A 20783-nucleotide genomic window follows, 5' to 3' on the forward strand; every position below is an offset into this window, starting at 1 on the left:
AAGTCAACCATTCTCCTTAAGTTGCAGTCACTGGTGATCTTTAAAAGCGCTTTCAAGACAGTTATAAAAATGAAAGGTTTGGGTTTTAAGTGGGTTTTTATACATTGACCGACGGTCGGTCAATGTATAATATAATGATTCTCATTTAAATGATCTAGGTGATGTATGAATGCATCTCGCCAGCCGATTTATCTTATTTTAGCGCTCTATATCAGTACTTTTCTGTGTTTGGTGGATTTAAGCAGTGTCAATCTTGCACTTGGAAGTATTCAAAACCAATTTAATAGTGACATGGCAGATCTACAGTGGGTGATTGATAGCTATGCTTTAAGTCTATCGAGTTTAATGTTAGCGGTGCAGAATGCCATGTTGCAGTACAAACGCACCCGCTTGCCCAAAGATCCAGAAACTAACAAGCCTGAACCCTTGCTGATGTTTAAGCGTGGCGCATTGGTACACTTTGCCGTGAGTCAATACGAAGTCTATATGGCGACCCAATTGGCCGGAGAAGATACCTTCTTCCTGCCGTTCAACAAGGGTACAGCGGAAGGTGGTGCAGGCAATGATGTGCCAGAAGACCAGAATCAGTACGCCACCGCCTATCTGTGGAATGAAGTCCTCACCCCGGACAATTTGCTGAATATCATTGGACGTTTTGTCCATCTGCAAATTGAAGAAAAAGAAGACTGGGAAGGACGCAAGTACAAAAAAGAACTGCTGATCTTCCCACGTTACCACCAGTGGAATGTGGTCACCAAACTGATCAATGCCGCCTTAGAGGAGGGCACTGGACAGAAATATCTGATTCAGCACAGTGCAGGTTCAGGTAAGTCCAACTCGATTGCCTGGACAGCACATCAGCTGTCGACCCTGTACGATCAACAGAATCAGAAACTGTTTGATTCGGTGATTGTGGTCACGGATCGTACCATTCTGGATGCCCAGTTACAGGACACCATCTACCAGTTTGAACATGCCGATGGCGTGGTCGGACGCATCAATAACAAAGAAGGCGATGGCTCCAAATCGGAAAAACTGGCCAAGGCACTGGAAACCTCACAGCCGATTATCATTGTGACCATCCAGACTTTCCCCTTTGTGTTGCGTGCGATTGAAAACAGTACCAATCTGAAACAGCGACGTTATGCGGTGATTGCCGATGAAGCGCATTCTTCACAAAGCGGCTCTACGGCACGACAACTCAAAGAAGTGTTGATGCTGGAAGAGCGCGAAGAGGATGCTGAACTGTCTTCGGAAGATATTCTGGATGCGGTGGTGGCTGCACGTAAGGGCAGTAATAACCTCAGTTACTATGCCTTTACCGCGACACCGAAAGACAAAACCCTGCAACTGTTTGGCCGTGTGCCCAATCCTGAGCTACCACCCTCCAAGCAGAACAAGCCAGAAGCTTTCCATGTCTACTCCATGCGTCAAGCCATTGAAGAAGGCTTTATTCTGGATGTGCTAAAAAACTACACCAACTATAAAGTGGTGTATAAGCTCAAACAGAAAATTGAAGAAGCCGACAAACAGGTCGATGCCAAAAAAGCCAAGATCAGACTGAATCAGTGGGTGCGCCTGCATGACCACAACATTTCTCAGAAAGTGAAAGTCATTGTCGAGCATTTCAAAAATAACGTGATGGGCTTATTGGGTGGGCAGGCTAAAGCCATGGTGGTGACCAGTTCACGTAAAGAAGCGGTGCGTTACAAGCTCGCTTTTGATAAATACGTGGCGGATCAGGGCTATAAGTCCATTCAGGCTATGGTCGCATTCTCGGGTGAGGTTGAGTTTAATGACAAGGATACCGACAGCAGTGGTTTAGTCGGGCAGACCTTTAATGAACGCAACATGAACCCGGGGCTAAAAGGACGGGAAATGCGCAAGGCCTTTGATAGTGATGACTATCAGGTGATGCTGGTGGCCAACAAGTTCCAGACTGGCTTTGACCAACCGAAACTGTGTGCCATGTACGTGGACAAGAAACTTGGCGGTGTGGAATGCGTACAGACCTTATCACGCCTGAACCGCACCTATCCAGGTAAGGCGGAATCTGGCACCTTTGTATTGGATTTCTTTAACGATCCTGAAGACATTCTTGGGGCCTTCCAGCCTTACTACCAAACCGCAGAATTAGCCGATGTTTCCAATCCAGATCAGATCTTTGACTTGTTTGAAAAGCTGAAAGCCAGCAAGATTTTCTTGTGGACGGAAGTCGAGCAGTTTGTAGAAGCCTTCTTTACCAAGAACAAATCCAATGCTGCGATCAGTAACATTTGCAAGCCTGCGGTTGAACGCTGGCAGAAACGTTATAGTCAGGCCATCGAAGCCTATAACACCACCAGAGACATGCTGGAACGCTGCAAGAAAACTAATGATGCGGTGCTGATTACTAATGCCGACAATGCCTTTAAAGAAGCCAAGCTCGAAAAAGACAAACTGGAAATCTTTAAAAAAGACTTGGGCAGCTTTACCCGTTTTTACGAGTTTATGTCGCAGATCGTGGACTACGATGACAAAGAACTGGAGAAGCTCAGTCTGTATGCGCGTAACCTGCGTCCATTGCTGCGTGAAACCGCAACGAAAGACGATGAGGTGGATCTAAGTAATGTCAGTATGAGCCATTACCGCTTGTCCAAGATCCGTCAGCAGGACATCAAGCTGAAAGAAGATGCCGAAGACAATCAGCTTGAGCCGGGCAATGACCTCGGTGCAGCCAAGCCACGTGATAAGAAAGAAGAATTCCTGTCACAGATCATTGAGCGTCTGAATGATGTCTTTATCACTGATAACCTAACCGATAAAGATATGCTGAACTATGCCTATACGGTACGTGACAAGCTGGCAGAAAATGAGATTGTGATGAAGCAGATCGCCAACAATACCCGTGAACAAGCCATGCTGGGTGATTTCCCGAAAGCGATGGATGATGCCATTCTTGGCAGTAGTGCGGCACATCAGGAACAGATGATGCAGTTGCTGTCTGATCCGGCGAAAGCCAGCATATTTGCGAGAGTGATCTTTGATATGTTGAGCAGTCCAAGATGACCGCTAAATTAACAAAGGGGGGCAATTTTCAAATGCTGTTGGGGGGTCATTTTTACATTGCCGCTAACAACACAACACATTTAAAGTATAGAGGAAATCATCATGATTAAAGGTTTAGCCATCACACCGCCTATTCTAGGGCGAATCAGCATTGGTAAAGTTGTGGAAAAGAACGGCAAACATCTGCCTGAAAGGGATGATCAGTTTACCATTACCAGCCAAATTCAAGGTAAAGATGGATGGGTCAAGCACCCTTTAGATGAAAAACTTCGTACCAAAGCACCTAATCAAAAACTTAGAACGATTCCTGTGTATGATCTTTAATGATTTTGAACTCAATACAGTTTTAATGGCATTCAAAATGCTTTTCTCCAATTGAATATCGATTTCAAAATTTCACTATTATGAACATAATAGTCTGATTTAATGTTAGTTTTATATGGTCAATGCTATAGAAAATATAGAGCAATCGATATACGATACTATAATTCATTATTCGCAAATTAAAATGAAGAAAGGTAAATAATAAATGTTAGAGAGAATACATAAAGTAAAAGGGGTCGGGTTGCTGCATGATGCTGATGGACGCCAACATGCATTTCAAAAGGCAACTTTTATATATGCCGATAATGGAAGGGGTAAATCAACGCTAGCCTCATTGTTTCGCTCATGCAGTACAAATAACCCAGCTTTAGTAATCAACCGTCGTACGATTGACGGAACTAACAACCAAGAAGTTGACTTTCAATTTTCAAATGGGAATTGGTCAAGATTTAAAAATGGTAGTTGGGATATTAGTCGCCCTGAGATTCTTGTTTTTGATTCTGATTTTGTTGAGCAGAATGTTTATGCAGGAGGGCAAGTATCAACAGATCAAAGGAAAAATTTATTAAAATTTGCTATAGGTGCAACAGCAGTTACTGCTCAACAAGAATATGATCAAGCTGATCAAGATTTGAGGAGTGCCATGGGGGTTGTTAGTAGTATAACTAACCAGTTGGCTCTCATTCATCAGGGACGTACTTTACTTCAGTTTAGACAGCTTCAAGATATACCTGATGCTAATGAGCAGATTATTGAACTTAATGGCAAAATTGCTGAAGCTCGTAATATTGTATTGATTCAAGCCAAAGCATTACCACAGTTACTTGAATCTCCAAGTATTGATATTAATCCCATTATTGAAATTATGGGAACTTCAATTGCTAACATTAACCAGACTGCTGAACAACAAGTAAAAGCACATTTAGATAAGCATCAGAAAAATGGTTTGGAGAAATGGATAAGTGATGGACAAGGTTATATAGAGTCGGATAATTGTCCGTTTTGCGATCAATCACTTGAGGGGGTCGAGATTATTCAAGCATATCAAAGCTATTTTAATCAAGAGTATAGAGGCTTAAAATCTGATGTGGCGCGGTTAGGGAGCTTAATTAATCAAGTCTGCTCGGATGGGATAATTGACAGATTGAAGACACGTTGTGAAACAACTAACGCTGTTATTGGTGGTTGGCAAGAACATCTAGAAATCGCCTATCCAATTTTTAATGAAGCAGAAGCCCGTGGAGCTCTTTCAAATATTAGATGTATATTAGAGACCTTAAAACAGCAAAAAGAATGTAATTTATTAGAATCAGTCGATATCGCGGAGCAGTCAAATCAAATTCATGATGAATGGCAGGTGATCATCAACGCTGTAAATTCATGCAATGACAACATTAATAGTGCGCTCCAACAAATTACTCAATACAAGGAAAGTTTGGGTGGGTTGAATATTGGGCTACTAGAGCAACAAATTAAAGAATTGGAATTAGTAAAAATTCGCTTTAGTGCACATACTATTGACTTATTTAATCAACTTGACACTAGTAAACAGGCTGAATCTACTGCTCAAAGTGTGAAACAAGCCAAAAAAGAAGCGTTAAATCTAGTCATGGAAACCACTTTAAATAGTTACAAAGACCGTATTAATCAACTACTGCGGAGTTTTGGAGCGCAATTTCTCATTCCAAGTATCGATTTTAATTATCGCAGTGGTTTGAGAAGTGACTACTCTTTGGAAATGCGTGGAGCAAACATTGCATTAAGCGGCGGTGTTCCAGACTTTAAAACATCACTAAGTGAAGGTGATAAGAGAACTTTAGCATTTGCATTTTTCATTGCATCAACGGAGTCTACTCCTGATCTAGCTAATAAAATTATCATTATTGATGATCCGATGTGTAGTTTTGATTTGAATAGAAAGCAGCAAACACGAACAGTATTAAAGAGATTGTTCAATAGCAGTAAGCAGCTAGTGATTATCGCTCATGATATTCATTTTTTGAGGAACTTACGTGATGATCTGATTCGCAGTAATATTCCATCTAATAACATTAAGTTTCTTACATTGAAAGCCGTTACTAATCGTTATAGTAATTTTGATCAGATAGATATTGATCAGGAATGTGAGAGTGCATATTTCAAAAGTCATCGGCTACTAGAGGAATATAAGGCTGGTAATGCTCAAAGTAGTATGGAAGTCGCAAGATCAATTAGACCTATGCTTGAAGGCTATTTGCACAGAAGATTCCCTGGACTTATAACTCAAGGTCATTTATTTGGCACTATCATTCAGCAGATAAACACTGCTCAACATCCTAATCCATTAGTTTATGCTCAAAATATTACCAATGAATTGAATGAAATAAATAGCTATGCTGGCCAATTTCATCATGACACAAACCCTGCTGCTGATCAGGTCCAAATTGTAGATGGTGAGCTGCTAACTTTTGTGGAACGAGCAATTAAAGTAGTCCATGCTGGTTTAGTTTAGCTTTCTGATATACAGATAAAGAGAAGTGTTGATTTCTAGTCCTCTCTTTAGTGTTTATTACCTAGTAAAGCTATAGGTATATTTGCGATTGGCTGTGGTTATAGATTTAGAATTATTGTTTATATTTAATTGATTATGTGCTATTGAGTCAACAGTTTGAATAGTTAATTCAAGAACGTCATCAAATTGAGAAGCATCAGGATTAAACATCAACTGCAAGCCAAGATGCAGCAGGCGGCAGTCTATCACTGCATCTGATACTTCGAGGCAAGTTATAATTCACTCCGCCTAGTAACGTCTGTAAAGATGTAGTTGAGTAAACTTGGTCATATATATATTTAAAACCCTGAGAGTCGAAACTTTCAGGGTTACACGAATGTTATTAATCATAAAATAATTGATTAATATGAACTTTTTTCGACTTTAAACGTTGTGTTGGTGTACTTGAACCGAACCCAATATTCCGGACCAATCAAACTGTATTTTAAAGTGGTAAGACGCATACCAATGTAGTTCTGATTTGTATCGTAAAAATTGGATTCTATACCATAAACTAAAGATTCTACCCCTGAGTTCATGCAGGCAATATCACTCCACGCAACACTGGTTTTCCCTTCTCGGAATTCAAAAGGTTCAACATCTGTATAAAGTTGAGATTCAGCAAAAGGGGTAAAGTCGGTATCTTCGCGTGCTACAAAAAATATGAGCCGAATACTCTTAAAACCTCTAATAGTCGTTTCCTGTTTCGACAAAATACCTAGAGTGTGATTTTCAGCATTGTTAGCCCACACTGCTTCGATAATTTTACTCGACGTGGCCCGCAGCATATCCTCAACAGTTACAGGACTAAATGTTTTCTGATCCATTGAAAAATCATCAACATTCATAAACTCAGCAGAAACAAGCAATGAATGAACCTGAAACATTGGATTGTTACATAAGACAGCTTCTTCAAAACGATTATAAGCCTTTCTCGAATTGCCAAATGAAGAATCCCAGTGATTTTTCAAGCTCATAAAATCTCGTGTTTTAGATCTCACTTTTAGATCCTGACAGAACCCATCAACAACTGCTTCAAACTGTTGATACAATCCAAGTGGAAAGTCAATGAGTCTGTGCTTGTACAGTAAATCAACCATCAGCTTTATTTCAGGTCTGATGATCACATCTGAAAATTTACCTGTCAGGAAAGGATTAATCGGAATATCCTGAATAATCTTGAGTAAATTAACACCCTTGGGCGTTAGATAAACATGAGGCACCAGATAGTCGTAAGTTGGTTGTTTGGAGATAATCTTAAAAGTCTTATTTTCAGTAATCATGAGATACAACTTCAGATAATCATCCAAGCCAACAGGAGGGCGATTATTGGGTATATAGCCAATAAAAGGCTGGATATACGCTTGAGTGATATGGTGAGTACTGAGTAGAGATGCATAGGATTCGTCAGGCTGTAATCTAATCATGCTTCATCTCCCGCAAAGGCATTGAGTTCTAGGTGGTTTTTTCTCGGACGACCACGAGTCTGTGGTTTTAAAGGCTGACTAATCTGGAAACGTCGTCCATTTTTCATGTTGCTAAAAATGAATAACTGGCTGGTTTTACAGAGATAATCAAAGCCATCTTCAAGCCACTTTCTTTTCTGCGATTGGTTGTATTCAATCGTGCCTAAAAAACAGTTTTCATAAGTATGCTTCCGCATATTACAGATGTAGGCATAACCTTGATCATTGGTCACTTTTTTCCAAAGCTTTTCAATACCTTGTGCGAGGCTAATGTCTTCCTGATTTTTATTCCCATTGAAAAACCAGAATGTATGCAGATGGAATCCACGTCTTGGCGTATATTCAAAACGAAAAATATAACCGATGGCTTGTTTCAACACAGGATTATGCCGCTTGTTTTCTAATAGTTGTTCAACACACTTTTTAAATGCATCAAAATCATTTTTAGATAAACAATCTTCAGCTTTGAAACAGGTTTGCAGTAATGTTTCAGGTTTATGCTTGAGATATAAATCAAGTCGAACAACGACTACACGCGAATACCGTTCAATTAAAGAGTTGAACATTTCGATCATTCGAGACTTATTTTTTTTCAGATTCTTCCGCTCATCGTAAACTTTGCGTCTGATGTTCGGGCGACGAAAAAAGGCACGAATTAATCCAATAAACTTATTTATTGCATTAATGTACGGGAGCAAATTCTCCTTTAGACTGGAAGATAGAGGTGTGCCATTACGTAGAAGATCTAATTCATCCTCTGACATCTGGCTTAGTGCATAATCAAATGCCTGAATATCAAGACCCTTCATAATGTCTGAAAGCGTAGAATAGTTTATAAGTTCTGCAATATCAGAAGGTAAATTACTCATTTGAGCAGGGTGTTTGACGGCAAAGCCATAGCGACCATTCGATAGTATTTTCGTTTCAGTTGTGACTTCAGGGAAGTTACGTTTTTTGAACTGTTTGACCAGTTTAGCTCTCCCTAAAGCAGGAGCTAGGATGTTATCGTGTGAATTTACTAAAAGGGTTGTTTTATAACCATCGTTGACTGGAGTAATTTGCAGTTCGGTTTCAAATTGCTGGAGCCATTGGTCATGTGTTCCCATATGTCGACCAGCATTTACATTTATAATGCGCATATAAATTAAACTCGATTTAAAGTTAAAAGCGCAACTGTGATCAGTATTCTGGGTATAAGCATCCAATGGATACTGTTTAGCGCAGTATCCATGATGGGATGTAAGTTGGTTAAGTTAACTTAGGATGAGTTTTAGTCATATTTACTACACCAGTACATCTATACACCAACAACCTATATGGTCATATGAGTATTGATATATCTGAATACTTTAAAACTACTGATCATCTATAAATAGATAGAATATTCTTTGATTTATAGATATAGAGTAATAGTAAATATATAAGACCGTAATTCATTGAAAATTAAAATGATAGCCTAACCATACTTATAATTTGAGAATGCATTGCACAGCTGCATTATGTTTTGAATTTACAAGTACAGCGTTAGCTCTCAGTATTCCCTTGATTGCGTGTTGAAATTTTACTTTCAATCCACTCTTCAACTTCAGAGAGTAGCCACCGTGAGGCATTGTTAAGCTTCAACGGGCGGGGAAAATTAGGGTCGTAGCGTTTAGACCGTCGGTTTAGTCGGTCATAAATGGATGACCGAGATAAACCGATCAGTTTAATCAGCTCATGTAGACGCAGCATTTGTACTGTGTTTTGGATAGTAGACATTTAGATTTCCTTCTATAGCGTTGGGTCAATCAGGAAGGTGTTGGACCAACGAATAGACGGTACTAAAAAAATTTTATGTTCGTGGAAAAGTGCGTGACCAGTTTTTAACGTTTTTTATCATTTTTGTCATTACATTTTAATAGGCTGCATAAGCCTAAGTATAATTCTTCATTCTCATCAATAATTTTTAGTGTGTTTCCGAAATAGTTTTTTGTTTTATCTTCACAATTATCATCTGTTTCTGTTTGTTGATTATCAACTTTTTTTTGATATTTATCTCGTAATGTTTCTAATTTTTTTCTTAATACAATTAGCTCAGAACGTTCATGCATAGATATATTTGGTTCGAATAAATGTAACAGTTTGAGTGTTTGTTTTGGTGTTAATTTTTTCTTTAAATAAAGTGACTTAGATTGATTCAGTAAATTATTTTTTTTTGGTTTTTTTTGAAATTTTTGCTTTAAAATATAATTAATCTTATTAATTTTTAGTTGTAAAATTAATATTCTACTTTTATGTACTACCTTAATTTTTTCTTTTACATCTTTCTCAGCTAAATCATCTATATACCCAATTAGAAGGTTGAGTAATTCATAAATTTTATTTAAGTGCTCTTCAGATTCATTAAAATTACTTCTTTTTAAAGAACTGCTTCTAAACTTATTTTCCTATTCTGGAAGTATTATAGTTGATTTTTTTAGTTGAATTTTTTCGTAAGAAGTGAAACCTATTTCATCCCAAAGTTTTTCAGTATTATTTTCATGTTTTTTAATAAATGAACTTACAAAGGAAATGTACATGTTCTTTTTATTGGACTTTTTGATTTTAGATAATTTGTTTTTTTGAATCTTATCAATTTTATTTTGAAAGCTTTCAGGCAACACCTCGATAATATAACAATCGTAATGTTCTGAGTATTCTTGGAATAAAGTAGTATAAGTAATATTGGCTTGCATATAATTTTTAGTTTCGATTTCGGAACGATAATTTTTTATGCCTTGAATAATTTCATGATAATGTTTAGGTAAATATTCAAAATCCAGTTTCTCAGCTATATCATCACCTTTTTTACAAAGCACTTTATCTTTACAAATCTCACAAGGAACTTCATCATTATCTTTTGGACAAGAAATAGGTTTTTTGACAGTATCCCTACATAACCTTTTTACTCGATCTTCATCTGATTCTTTAAACATACCTTGATCATGTAATATGTAGATTGCTGTTTTAAGAATTTTGTCATGAATAAGTTTGAAGAAATTTAAAGGTGTAGCAGCTTGAATTTGATAAAAAGATTGGCAAAGTAAACTTTTATCAAATATCGTATACTTGAGTTTGACTAAGTTTAGAGGATCTAGTTTTATTTGATTATGTATCTTTGAGCGGAATTCTAAACTAGAATAAATTTTTTCAAATATATACTGTTCCAAATCATTTACAATTTTGATTTGGTCATCAAAAGAGAGATTTTCAGAACGTTCTTCTACGGTGTTCATTATTTCCTTACACTCAATATTTTGATTGAACATTATTGTAAATTTTAGTCTTTATGCCCTGATCCAAAGTGTACATACTTATGCGTTATTTCAGTACGGAGTTTTGGGTAATTATTAACTATATCATCAATATACACGAATAAAATATTCTGTAAATATACAGGGGTGAGTTGTAGTTGAACGGGTAATTTTATTATGTGAATTTTAAATTAACACTGATCATAATTTATAACAAAACTAAGCCCAATCGGCCATTCATGCTTTACGTTTTTCCAGATAAGCCCCACGTAAATAAGCTGCTTCGACTTCATCAGGTAGCTTATGTGCCAGTACATGCTAGGGTAATCTGTTTTGTCTGCTGACCAGTCACGGAAAGTAGAACGAAAGCCATGTGTCGTAATCACTCGGTTTTGTTTTGGGGCAATATGACCTAAGCCATTTTCTTTTAGCTCTTGTCCAAGCATGTTCTAGATCTCAGTCATCAATAATATATCAGAAAGGTTTTAACTAGAAACACAGGCTATTTGATTGTGAGCGAATTCAAAATAAGTAAACTTTATAATTGTAATAATATATTTTTATTGATTATTTGCTCTTGTTTTAAATAGTTTCTACTATCATTATGGAACTTATTTCAATAAATCTAACAGGTTAAATATGGGGCTAGTAAGAGTTGATACTGGAAATGATAAGTCAAAAGATCAGATAATTTCATCGTGGAAATCAACCCTTGCTATTCATGAAACAGCCTTAAGGCTACCTCAAAAGTCAGCATTGCTTAAATGTTTAGACTATGATTTAAATGATGAGGAAGAACCTGTAATAATTAATATGCCTACAGGGACAGGAAAAACGGGTGTCATTGCATCATTGTTATTTAAAGCAATATTTAAGAGAACGCTAATCGTTGTTCCATCCGACTCTTTACGGAAGCAAATAAGTGATGATCTAATCGATTTTAAAAAATATATTGCTTGGGGGATTCTTCCTGAAAATAGTGAACAACTTATTATTTCTAGGTTAGAACCAAAAGATATTGATAAAATTGTTGAACATGATTTAGAAAAACAGTTTATTGTCGTTGCAACATCGCAAATTTTTAATTCATTCCAAGATGAAAATTTGAAGGTTTTTTTAAATCAGTTTGATAGGTTGATCTTTGATGAGGCTCATCATAGTGAAGCTCCAACATGGAAAAAACTTCGTGATAATTTCACCCAAAGAAAAAAGAAGATATTTCAATTTACCGCAACCCCTTACAGAGGAGATGGTAAAAAATTAGAAGGAAAACTCATATATCAATATTCAATTGCAAAAGCTTTTGATGAAGGTATTTTTGAGAAAATTCAATTTGAAGCTGTCAATGAATATTATGACGAGAAATCCGATGGAGTTGTCGCAAGGAAAGCATTGGAAGTATTACAGAAAGATATTCTGGCAGGGCTAGAGCATGTTCTTATGGTTAAAACTTCTACTATTAAGCATGCAAAAGAATTAAAAAAATTATATACCTCTCTAATAAAAGAATATTTCCCTGAAAAAATGGAAGTTTTATTAGCAACCAGCAAAGATGGAATAAATGAAGAAGATAAAAGTAAATTAAAGGAAGGAAAAACACAAATAGTGGTTTGTGTTGATATGTTTGGAGAAGGGTATGATTTACCTAATTTAAAAATATTAGCTTTACATAAAAAATGTAAGAGCTTGCCAATATTTATGCAATTAGTGGGTCGTTTCACAAGGGTTAATAGAACAAAAAAACTAGGTCAAGCAACAATCATCTCAAATGTTGTTGCAGATGATATTGGAGAGCAATTTCAAGAGCTTTATCAGGCTGATGCAGATTGGAATCTATTGATTGGGAGTTTAAGTAAAGAAAAAATGACAGAAGAATTTTTTAGTTCTTCAATTGATGGTGAATATAATCATGAACTGATAAGAAAATTGTTCTCATCAAATTCATTCTATATTAAAAATAGCGCAACAATTTATAAAGAAATTGATGATGATATTAACGAGATTTTTGAAAAAACTAATCTTAAAAAATATTTTAATAAGTTGTCGGATAATTATATTACTGCAATTTTTAGGGAAGAAAATTTAGGAATTATCTTATCAAGAAAGAAAGTTACCCCTATGTGGGTGTCTAGTGATGAGTTACAATTTGATTTGTTCGATATATTCATATTTCTGAGAAAAGGTACTGACTTATTTATTCATGGAAGTAATAAGGATTTAGTCCAGAATTTAGCAAAAGAGTTAGGCTATATTAACTTTAGTTTTCCTGAGTTATTTCGAATGTTTTATGATCTAGAACGTTCAGCGTTTGCAAATTTAGGTATGTTATCAACATCTAGAAATATAAGATTTAGAATGTTTACTGGTACAGATGTCTACAAAGAATTAACACAGCAAGATTTAAACAATAACGCATTATCAAATTTGTTTGGCCATGGTTACATTGACGGTAAGAAAGCTAGCTTGGGGTGCTCTAGGAAGGGTATCACATGGTCAATGTCTAGTGCTAACATTTATCAATGGGTCAAATGGTGTGAATCGTTATATGACAAAATTCATAATGAAAATATTCCTATTGATTCATTTGTTAATAATATGCTTGAGCCATTTAGTGTTGAAAACTTAGCTAACTTTAAAATTCTCACCATCTCACCTGTAGATTTAATTTCTAAGGCTGTTAATTTGATACGGATTAGAGGAGAGTTGGACTTAAAAACATTAAATTTTAGCTTTTATGAGGTTTTAAATATTAAACAAGTTAAAGAGAAAATAAGTTTTTCGATAAAAATTTATTTTGAAGATGATTATTTTTGTACACTTGATTATATCTATGATTTAACTCATAGTTTTATTTTAGTTTCCGAGTCTTATAATGGAATAAAACTTAATTGTGAGTTAGATTTTATTAAGGAACTTCCAAAAAAACTTGGGCTTGTTGCTTGGACTTCAGGTTTTGAAGTAATTAGTTTAAATGAAAAAATTGGTTATAAAAACAAATATTCTTACACATTAGCAAAAGATAATGTAACTGAGTTGGACTGGAATGGGGTGGAGATAAATAAAGAGAGTTGGAAGTTTGGGGCAGTGAAAAACTCTGTTCAGGGTAAAATAATTGATGTACTTCAATCTCAAGAAAATAAGCCGAACATATTAGACTTCCGTCATAAATCAAAAAACGTACAATTTATTTGATCTTAAATTAATCAGCAAAATTATTTAATTCAAGGGATAATCCTTGGATGAAATTCAAAGATATTCAAAAATTATCAGACGTTAAGTTTCGTAGGCTTACCGGTGTTAGTTGGGCTACATTTAACCTCATGTTGGCCGAGCTAAATAAGCATTTACCTCGTCATATTGGTAAAGGACGACCGCATAAATTACCGTTGGAAGATCGCTTGCTCTTATGTATAGAATATTGGAGAGAATATCGAACATTTTTCCATCTTGGTATGAGTTACGGTGTATCTGAAACGAGTGCAATTCGTATCACACGTGTTATTGAAGATACCTTAATCCGTTCTGGAAAATTTAACTTGCCAAAACAACTTCCTAATCGAGATGAAGTGGATTGGGAAGTTGTTGTGATTGATGCAACTGAAATATTAGTTCAACGTCCAAAAAAAACAGAAGAAATGGTATAGCGGTAAAAAAAAGCGACATACCTTTAAATTTCAGCTATCTATGCACTATACAACAGGTGAAATACTGAGTGTATGTGGAAGTCATGGAAGCATGCATGATTTTAAAATATTTAAAAAAAGTATGAGGAAATTAAAATTTAAGCCCTTTTTTATCGTTGATAAGGGGTATTTAGGGATAAAAAAATTGGGTTTTGGATGCCTCATGCCATCTAAAGCAAAGAAAACTGAAAAATTAGATTCTGAATTAAAAAAGTTAAATAGAGAGATTGGTCGTAGACGAATTCAAGTAGAGCATGTATTTGGAAGGATGAAATGTTTTAAGATTTTATCTTGTGTATATAGAAATCGTCGTAAAAGATTAAACCTGCGGTTTAATTTACTTGCTGGCATATACAATTTAGATTGGGTGAAAGATAAACAATTAAATTGATTGAAAAATGATTTATGAAGGAAGTCTATTGTTCTATGACGATGGTAGTAATGAACTTGCAGATTTAGTTGGATTTTGGATTGATGAAGAACAGCAAAAAGTATGTATGCGTTTATATCATTGTAAATATGCTATAGGTACAAAATCTTCTATTGGAGCTGTGAATGAGCTGGTTCAGCAAACCCTTTCAACTTGTGATAAATTATCTGATGCAATAAAAGCATTAAAACAATTAAAGATTAGAGAGAATAACACTTATAAAAAGACTAAAAATAGTAGATTCATATTAGGTGAAATGTCAGATTTAGATGCTTTGATTAAAAAGTATAGAACTTATGACGTTACTATAGAAATAGTATTAGTTCAGCCGAGCCTAGATTATTCTGAACTGAACTCTCGTGTTGAATCAGTGTTGGGGCAGTTGGCATGTATTATTAAACAGACCTTGAATGCTGAAACTTATTATATTATTAAATAATTATAATATCTATCAAACTTGATGAGGGAAAATATATTAATGCTTCTGCCATTTAAGGCGGAAGCATAGATTTTATTCTATTAATTTTGTGCATTACAAAACTCAGCCCAGTCAGCCATTAATCCTTTACGTTTTTCGAGATATGCCCCACGTAAATAAGCTGCTTCGACTTCATCAGGTAGCTTATGTGCCAGTACATGCTCACAAACTTCTCTAGGGTAATCTGTTTTGTCTGCTGACCAGTCACGGAAAGTAGAGCGGAAACCATGTGTCGTAATCACTCTGTTTTGTTTAGGATCTATATAGCCTAAGCCATCTTCTTTAACTTTTTGTTCATGCATTCGTTTGATTAGAGTGGTCAATGACATATCAGAAAGCATCTGCCCATTACGAGGCGCAGGAAAAATGAAATCTTGTGGCTGAGTATATGCTTGAATTGATTTAAGTAAACTAATAGCTTGTTGAGACAAAGGAACACGATGCTCTGTATCTGCTTTCATTCGTTCTTTAGGAATAATCCATATTTTATTCTCAAAATCAATTTCCTGCCATATAGCTCCAAAAATCTCACCAGACCGACAGGCAGTTAAAATTGCAAATTCCAGAGCTTTAGATGAAATTCCTTTTTTCTGTCTCAGGTGTTGAATAAATTCAGAGACCTGTTCATAAGGTAAGGATGGGTGAGGGCGTGATTCCTGCTTTAAGTTGCCTAAGATTGGCTCAAGATTACCTTTCCATTCGGCAGGGTTATCACCGACAAAATATCCCATAGCCTTGGCATAATCAAAAATTGTTTCTATACGACCACGAATACGTTTAGCTGTTTCGTTCTTTTCAGTCCAGATAGGTCTAAGAACTTCGGCAATATCGACTTTAGTAATTGTACTAATACTAATATCACCTAGAGTTGGGTAGATATAGGTTTCTAATGTAGATGTCCACTGTCCAATATGCTTTTCATTTTTAAGTTCACGGGTTTTATTTGCTATAACAACTTTTGCACACTCAATGAATGTTTTGTCACGTAGTTTCTGGATATGTAGTTTTGTAAGTTGTTCCTGTTTATGTGCAATTGGATCAACGCCATTTCGAATTTGTATTCTTAATTCTGTTGCTTTAGCACGGGCTTCAGCTAAAGAAACTTCAGGGTAGGGACCAATACCAATATCACGGCGATGGGGTTTTAACTTTCCATTTTTATCCAGACGTTTACCTACTACCGCACGCAAAATCCAGACACGAGAATTGCCTTCTATATTCAAGCAAAGACCATCAACACCCCCTACAGAATGTCGCCCAGTCTTCTTAATTTTTGCTATACTGAGAGCAGATAGCTCTTTAGATTTCTTTGGCATGTTCTAACTTACCCCACAACCTACCCCTCATAAAATACTGGAAATGGTAGGATTGGGCAAGACGGCTTAGGATGATTAAAATGTTAAAACATTGAAATATATATGTTTATAATATTTATTTGGATTGCTTAGGACTATTGTTAGACGGACACCGCTTCCGCCAAATATTTAAAAAGACCCTTAAATTGTTAAGGGTCTTTTTTTTGCTTTGATTTTATTTCACGTCTCCTATATAAATTTTGGATTGAATAGAGCGGAATTAGAATGGATTAGATAGATTTAGACTCCAGTTTAATTCTCTGTTTTATAATTAACTTTTTGAATCTAATTCCTGAACTTTTATCACTGAAATTGCTTCTTCTATTTTTATTTTAATATCTCCATATAGCTTGTCTCATTTGGGCTTAATCAAATGGCTTAATATCAGATGGTAAGGCTGCTTTAGTAATGCAAGTTTTGAGATGAGTTAAATTAAAGCAATATTCGATACCTTAATTATTTAGCTATAATTCTTTTCACACTTTTTCTTTTAAAAATAAACGCTTCACACAATAATCTAGACTTAGGTAGCGCCCACCGCCCAACACAATTAATGCTAACAGCATGACTAAGTAGGTTACGGCAAACTCAATACCATTATTTAAGATGACAAATGATCCACTTGAGGTTAACCAATCATAATTTCCACACGTTTCTAAGATTTGACGCGCCTTTTCTAACTTTTCAGTTGAAGCGAGGACTTGAGCACTAGCAAATGGAGCATTGGAATCAGCAATTGCTTGCCATCCATTTGGTAAATGTACTGTAACGATGGCAACAAGCATGGTGATAATGAGTGGAATGCTAATTAAGCGGGTCAAGAAACCAAGGGCTAATAGAATTGCTCCTATAATTTCAACTGAAGTAGCAAGGGTTGCTAACAGCATCGGGAATGGTAAACCTAAGCCCCAATCTGTATTACCAAACCATTCCACTGTTTGTTGAAAATGCACAAGTTTGTTTGTACCTGCCATCCAGAATATAGGGACTAAATAAAGTCTCAGTGTAAGTGCTGCGATACCATCACCATGTTTTATGAGACTACAAAATATTTGGTATTTTTTTGATAAAGCATAAATAAAATTGTTCACGATAATTTCACACCGACTGCGATTGAATAGTAATTAGTCGGGTGATAACTGTGTTTCTTACACAATTTTTAATTTGGACTGTAATAAATGGCAGTTTAAGTCGTCTAACTATATGTACCTGAGTACAACACGGTAAATTATCTTAAAGGAATAGAACAATGAACAAACTCAACTCAATCACATCAGTTGCAGCACTGCTAGCTTTATCTGTAGCTGGTGTAACTCAAGTATCAGCAGCCCCAACAACGCATGCGACAGAAACCCATGCGAAGAAAGCCAGTGATGCAAAATGTGGTGAAGCCAAGTGTGGATCGAACAAAATGACGAAATCACAAAAAGCGGCTGAAGCAAAATGTGGTGCTGATAAAAAAGTAGCAGATGGTAAATGTGGTGCAACGAAGAAAGCAACGGATGCGAAATGTGGTGCTGATAAAAAAGTTGCTGATGGCAAGTGTGGTAGTAAATAGTCAATCAGTTAAAGAATGATGTCGCTATGAATCACATAGACGGCATCATTTCCAAAGTTGGAGTATCACCATGGTTAATTTGGCTGGTGTAGGGCTTGGGCTAAGAAGGGATTTTATTGATGAGTTTCTAAGTGCTAAAAAAGTGCCAGACTTTATTGAAATCGCGCCTGAAAATTGGATAGGTTTTGGTGGTCGGCATGCAAAGTTATTAGCTCGGTGTGTAGAAAAAGCACCTTTAATCTGTCATGGGCTGTCTTTATCCGTTGGTGGGCCACATCCACTCAATTTAGAATTTATTCAAAAAATTAAAGGGTTTTTAGAAGATTATCATATCCCGATTTATTCCGAGCATTTAAGTTATACCCATGATCGTGGCTACTTATACGACTTGATGCCAATTCCAATGACTGAGGCGGCAGTTAAATATGTAGCCGAACGTATTTTACGTGTCCAAGATATTTTAGGTAAAAGGCTGGTGATCGAAAATGTCTCAACCTATTTGATGCCAAATGCTGAAATGAGTGAGGCCGATTTTGTATCTGAAGTGCTTCAGCAGGCGGACTGCGAGTTATTACTCGATGTGAATAACGTCTATGTAAACAGTATAAACCATAGCAGTGATGGGTATGCCTTTATTCGAGCAATGCCAAAAGAACGGATTCGTTATATACATATTGCTGGGCATGAACAAGTTGAACAAAATCTATTGATTGATACGCATGGTACTGAAGTATGCGATTCCGTCTGGCAATTATTACATTATACTTATCAAGTGTGTGGTGTAAAACCAACATTACTTGAGCGTGATTTTAATATTCCGTCATGGCAAGAGTTACAAGATGAAATGACGAGAATTAAAACAATTCAGCAGCAGGAGGGCAGTGATGAAAACAGCACAAATATCTTTCCAAGCTACGCAGCAGCAATTTTGTAATTGGATTCGCTTTCCTCAATCTGAGTTATCAAAAGCTCTTCCTGCGGAACGAATGCAGATTTATCGAGATTTACTTTTTAATAATGTTTGTTCTTTTATTGACTTGGTCTTTCCTATTACTCGTGCAATATTGCCTGCGATACAGTGGCAAAAGTTATTAACAGAGTTTTTTCAAAAAGCGCAATGTGAATCACCGTTTTATAATGATATTTCGCTACAATTTAGAGAGTATCTGACAGATTGTCAGCATCCCAGCTTACATGAATACCCCTGGTTAGCTGAGCTATTACAGTTTGAATGGCTTGAACTCTATCTAGATACATTTCAAATTGAAAAAAAACTCCTTACTCGGCAGAGTGAATGGCAGTTAAATACTCAAGTCTGGGTGCTCGTTTATCAATATCCAGTCTACCAATGGTCATCAAGCACGATCATTGCTGAAGTTGAGCCTATGCCTAGTGTTATATTGGTTTGGCGAAATGATCAAGATAATATCTGCGTAGAAAGCTTATCTGTTTTATTCGCTGCGGTGATTGAACAACTCAATCAACAAGAGTTAGTTGAACAAGATATTAGAAGTTTAATAAAAGCGACGTTTCCTGATTTTTCTAGCGTTCAGATTCAAACCCAGATCGATGAGTTAAAAGTACTATTAATTCGATTGAAATTGTTAGATCTACCCCATACAAATGATGAGGAAAATGGATGAGCGTAGAGCCTGAAAATGCGAATCAAGAAATATTACAACAACTACAAAATCCAGCCTTTGTAATAGAGTTACGACAACAAATGCTGAAGTTCGCAATTCTACAACTGTCATCATTACAGCAGGCTGAAGATGCTGTTCAAGAAGCATTAATGAGCGCATTTCAACATATTGATTCTTTTACTGGCCGAGCAGCTTTTAAAACGTGGGTTTTTGCGATTTTAAAAAACAAGATTTTTGATTTAATTCGGCAAAAATCTCGTTTAATGACGATGAGTGAATTGTTTAATGATGAGGACAGTGAACAAAGTATAGATGCATTATTTGATGCTTCTGGGCATTGGAATAAATATGAAGTACCTCAAGTATGGCCCAGTCCAGAAGAAATATTGGAGCAACAAGATTTTTGGATTATTTTTGATGCCTGTTTGAATCATTTACCAGCCAAATATGCACAAGTTTTCATGCTTAGAGAAATGATTGAACTAAGTTCAGATGAAATTTGTGAAAAGCTAGGACTGACTGTGACTAATTTAAATGTGCTCATGTATAGAAGTCGAACAAGATTGCGTGAATGTTTAGAAAATAAATGGTTATTGAAGGATGATTGCTCATGTTAACCTGTCGTCAAGCCACCCAGTTATTATCTGAAAGATTAGATCGAACACTTCAATTTCGAGAGCAGGGCAATTTACAAATTCATTTATTGCTTTGCCGTTCATGCCGCCGCTATGGAAAACAAGTTAAAACACTAAGTCAGCTCTCTAAAGCATTTAAAAATATTGATGATGGTAAGTAGGTAGCGAGACTCTTTTAATATAAAGTTGCTTGCGCTCAAGGTGCTGTGAATAAGGTAAACAAGCCGTTATTTCGAGCTTTCATAAATTTGATTTATTTTTTTATGATCAGCATCAGTTTAAAAATTTGTTTTATTCTTTGAATCTACAGCTAAGTTAATAATTTTATCATATCAAGTTGATTGTTTTTTGTTCATGATGT

The 20783-nt window shown here is 36.0% G+C and carries 16 protein-coding genes and 4 pseudogenes; 12 read left to right on the plus strand and 8 right to left on the minus strand.

Annotation, left to right across the window (positions count from 1 at the left end; genetic code table 11):
• Nucleotides 1-351: 351 nt before the first annotated feature.
• From MTO68_RS05875 to MTO68_RS05885, 3 genes and pseudogenes are all read left to right on the plus strand, one after another.
• Nucleotides 352-3048: pseudogene (locus tag MTO68_RS05875) on the plus strand (DEAD/DEAH box helicase family protein); the annotation flags it as partial.
• 102 nt (nt 3049-3150) lie between these two features.
• Nucleotides 3151-3388, plus strand: a pseudogene (locus tag MTO68_RS05880) (hydrolase or metal-binding protein); the annotation flags it as partial.
• 189 nt (nt 3389-3577) lie between these two features.
• Nucleotides 3578-5863: an AAA family ATPase gene (locus MTO68_RS05885; protein WP_042053823.1), complete on the plus strand. Its 2286-nt coding sequence runs from the start codon at nt 3578-3580 to the stop codon at nt 5861-5863.
• Nucleotides 5864-6264: 401 nt separating this feature from the next.
• On the opposite strand, the gene MTO68_RS05890 is transcribed toward MTO68_RS05885, so the two are convergent.
• The 6 genes and pseudogenes from MTO68_RS05890 to MTO68_RS05915 form a co-directional block, all read right to left on the minus strand.
• Complete coding sequence (locus MTO68_RS05890) at nt 6265-7329, minus strand: hypothetical protein (RefSeq protein WP_042053825.1); 1065 nt, start codon at nt 7327-7329, stop codon at nt 6265-6267.
• On the minus strand, nt 7326-8507 hold the full coding sequence (locus tag MTO68_RS05895) for an inovirus-type Gp2 protein (protein ID WP_042053828.1): 1182 nt from the start codon (nt 8505-8507) through the stop codon (nt 7326-7328). The genes MTO68_RS05890 and MTO68_RS05895 overlap by 4 nt, the downstream gene beginning before the upstream one ends.
• 385 nt (nt 8508-8892) lie before the next feature.
• A complete protein-coding gene (locus MTO68_RS05900; protein WP_075399991.1) occupies nt 8893-9126 on the minus strand; it encodes an AlpA family phage regulatory protein in 234 nt (77 codons plus the stop codon).
• Between the two features lie 104 nt (nt 9127-9230).
• Complete coding sequence (locus tag MTO68_RS05905; protein WP_191109093.1) at nt 9231-9458, minus strand: hypothetical protein; 228 nt, start codon at nt 9456-9458, stop codon at nt 9231-9233.
• A gap of 336 nt (nt 9459-9794) precedes the next feature.
• Nucleotides 9795-10622, minus strand: coding sequence for a hypothetical protein (locus MTO68_RS05910; RefSeq protein WP_244015351.1), 828 nt, complete (start codon nt 10620-10622; stop codon nt 9795-9797).
• A 255-nt stretch (nt 10623-10877) separates the two neighbouring features.
• A pseudogene (locus MTO68_RS05915) lies at nt 10878-11122 on the minus strand (integrase); the annotation flags it as partial.
• Between the two features lie 157 nt (nt 11123-11279).
• Here MTO68_RS05915 and MTO68_RS05920 point away from each other — a divergent pair.
• The 4 genes and pseudogenes from MTO68_RS05920 to MTO68_RS05935 all read left to right on the plus strand — a co-directional run bounded on the left by MTO68_RS05920 (nt 11280) and on the right by MTO68_RS05935 (nt 15192).
• On the plus strand, nt 11280-13832 hold the full coding sequence (locus MTO68_RS05920) for a DEAD/DEAH box helicase family protein (RefSeq protein ID WP_244015352.1): 2553 nt from the start codon (nt 11280-11282) through the stop codon (nt 13830-13832).
• A gap of 47 nt (nt 13833-13879) precedes the next feature.
• Nucleotides 13880-14284 carry a transposase family protein gene (locus MTO68_RS05925; RefSeq protein ID WP_008942454.1) on the plus strand — a complete coding sequence of 135 codons (405 nt, stop codon included), beginning with the start codon at nt 13880-13882 and terminating at the stop codon, nt 14282-14284.
• Nucleotides 14285-14321: 37 nt separating this feature from the next.
• A pseudogene (locus MTO68_RS05930) lies at nt 14322-14714 on the plus strand (transposase family protein); the annotation flags it as partial.
• A gap of 7 nt (nt 14715-14721) precedes the next feature.
• Nucleotides 14722-15192 (plus strand): hypothetical protein, encoded by a 471-nt coding sequence (locus MTO68_RS05935; RefSeq protein WP_244015353.1) that lies wholly within the window; start codon nt 14722-14724, stop codon nt 15190-15192.
• An 80-nt stretch (nt 15193-15272) separates the two neighbouring features.
• Here MTO68_RS05935 and MTO68_RS05940 read toward each other — a convergent pair whose 3' ends face one another.
• Entirely contained in the window at nt 15273-16547 is a 1275-nt protein-coding gene (locus MTO68_RS05940; RefSeq protein ID WP_042053836.1) for a site-specific integrase, read from the minus strand.
• Nucleotides 16548-17062: 515 nt separating this feature from the next.
• The gene (locus tag MTO68_RS05945; protein ID WP_034617837.1) at nt 17063-17677 is read right to left on the minus strand and encodes a DoxX family protein; all 615 of its coding nucleotides are present in this window, start codon (nt 17675-17677) and stop codon (nt 17063-17065) included.
• Nucleotides 17678-17835: 158 nt separating this feature from the next.
• Between MTO68_RS05945 and MTO68_RS05950 the strand changes: the two genes are divergently transcribed.
• The 5 genes from MTO68_RS05950 to MTO68_RS05970 all read left to right on the plus strand — a co-directional run bounded on the left by MTO68_RS05950 (nt 17836) and on the right by MTO68_RS05970 (nt 20583).
• A complete protein-coding gene (locus tag MTO68_RS05950; RefSeq protein ID WP_004819727.1) occupies nt 17836-18144 on the plus strand; it encodes a hypothetical protein in 309 nt (102 codons plus the stop codon).
• Between the two features lie 70 nt (nt 18145-18214).
• Nucleotides 18215-19078, plus strand: coding sequence for a DUF692 domain-containing protein (locus tag MTO68_RS05955; protein ID WP_004819728.1), 864 nt, complete (start codon nt 18215-18217; stop codon nt 19076-19078).
• A complete protein-coding gene (locus tag MTO68_RS05960) occupies nt 19029-19787 on the plus strand; it encodes a putative DNA-binding domain-containing protein (protein WP_004819731.1) in 759 nt (252 codons plus the stop codon). The genes MTO68_RS05955 and MTO68_RS05960 overlap by 50 nt, the downstream gene beginning before the upstream one ends.
• Nucleotides 19784-20404 carry an RNA polymerase factor sigma-70 gene (locus MTO68_RS05965; protein WP_004819732.1) on the plus strand — a complete coding sequence of 207 codons (621 nt, stop codon included), beginning with the start codon at nt 19784-19786 and terminating at the stop codon, nt 20402-20404. Before MTO68_RS05960 ends, MTO68_RS05965 begins: the two co-directional genes overlap by 4 nt.
• Nucleotides 20398-20583 (plus strand): zf-HC2 domain-containing protein, encoded by a 186-nt coding sequence (locus tag MTO68_RS05970; protein WP_004819735.1) that lies wholly within the window; start codon nt 20398-20400, stop codon nt 20581-20583. The genes MTO68_RS05965 and MTO68_RS05970 overlap by 7 nt, the downstream gene beginning before the upstream one ends.
• Nucleotides 20584-20783 lie beyond the last annotated feature (200 nt).

The organism is Acinetobacter sp. NyZ410 (assembly GCF_022828975.1).
GTDB lineage: Bacteria > Pseudomonadota > Gammaproteobacteria > Pseudomonadales > Moraxellaceae > Acinetobacter > Acinetobacter guillouiae.

Coding starts and splice junctions, on each gene's coding strand:
- MTO68_RS05920 (WP_244015352.1), top strand. CDS start 11,280: ATGGGGCTAGTAAGAGTTGATACTGGAAATGATAAGTCAAAAGATCAG.
- MTO68_RS05960 (WP_004819731.1), top strand. CDS start 19,029: ATGAAAACAGCACAAATATCTTTCCAAGCTACGCAGCAGCAATTTTGT.
- MTO68_RS05905 (WP_191109093.1), bottom strand. CDS start 9,458: ATGCATGAACGTTCTGAGCTAATTGTATTAAGAAAAAAATTAGAAACA.
- MTO68_RS05895 (WP_042053828.1), bottom strand. CDS start 8,507: ATGCGCATTATAAATGTAAATGCTGGTCGACATATGGGAACACATGAC.
- MTO68_RS05965 (WP_004819732.1), top strand. CDS start 19,784: ATGAGCGTAGAGCCTGAAAATGCGAATCAAGAAATATTACAACAACTA.
- MTO68_RS05935 (WP_244015353.1), top strand. CDS start 14,722: ATGATTTATGAAGGAAGTCTATTGTTCTATGACGATGGTAGTAATGAA.
- MTO68_RS05950 (WP_004819727.1), top strand. CDS start 17,836: ATGAACAAACTCAACTCAATCACATCAGTTGCAGCACTGCTAGCTTTA.
- MTO68_RS05925 (WP_008942454.1), top strand. CDS start 13,880: ATGAAATTCAAAGATATTCAAAAATTATCAGACGTTAAGTTTCGTAGG.
- MTO68_RS05955 (WP_004819728.1), top strand. CDS start 18,215: ATGGTTAATTTGGCTGGTGTAGGGCTTGGGCTAAGAAGGGATTTTATT.
- MTO68_RS05900 (WP_075399991.1), bottom strand. CDS start 9,126: ATGTCTACTATCCAAAACACAGTACAAATGCTGCGTCTACATGAGCTG.
- MTO68_RS05885 (WP_042053823.1), top strand. CDS start 3,578: ATGTTAGAGAGAATACATAAAGTAAAAGGGGTCGGGTTGCTGCATGAT.
- MTO68_RS05890 (WP_042053825.1), bottom strand. CDS start 7,329: ATGATTAGATTACAGCCTGACGAATCCTATGCATCTCTACTCAGTACT.
- MTO68_RS05970 (WP_004819735.1), top strand. CDS start 20,398: ATGTTAACCTGTCGTCAAGCCACCCAGTTATTATCTGAAAGATTAGAT.
- MTO68_RS05940 (WP_042053836.1), bottom strand. CDS start 16,547: ATGCCAAAGAAATCTAAAGAGCTATCTGCTCTCAGTATAGCAAAAATT.
- MTO68_RS05910 (WP_244015351.1), bottom strand. CDS start 10,622: ATGAACACCGTAGAAGAACGTTCTGAAAATCTCTCTTTTGATGACCAA.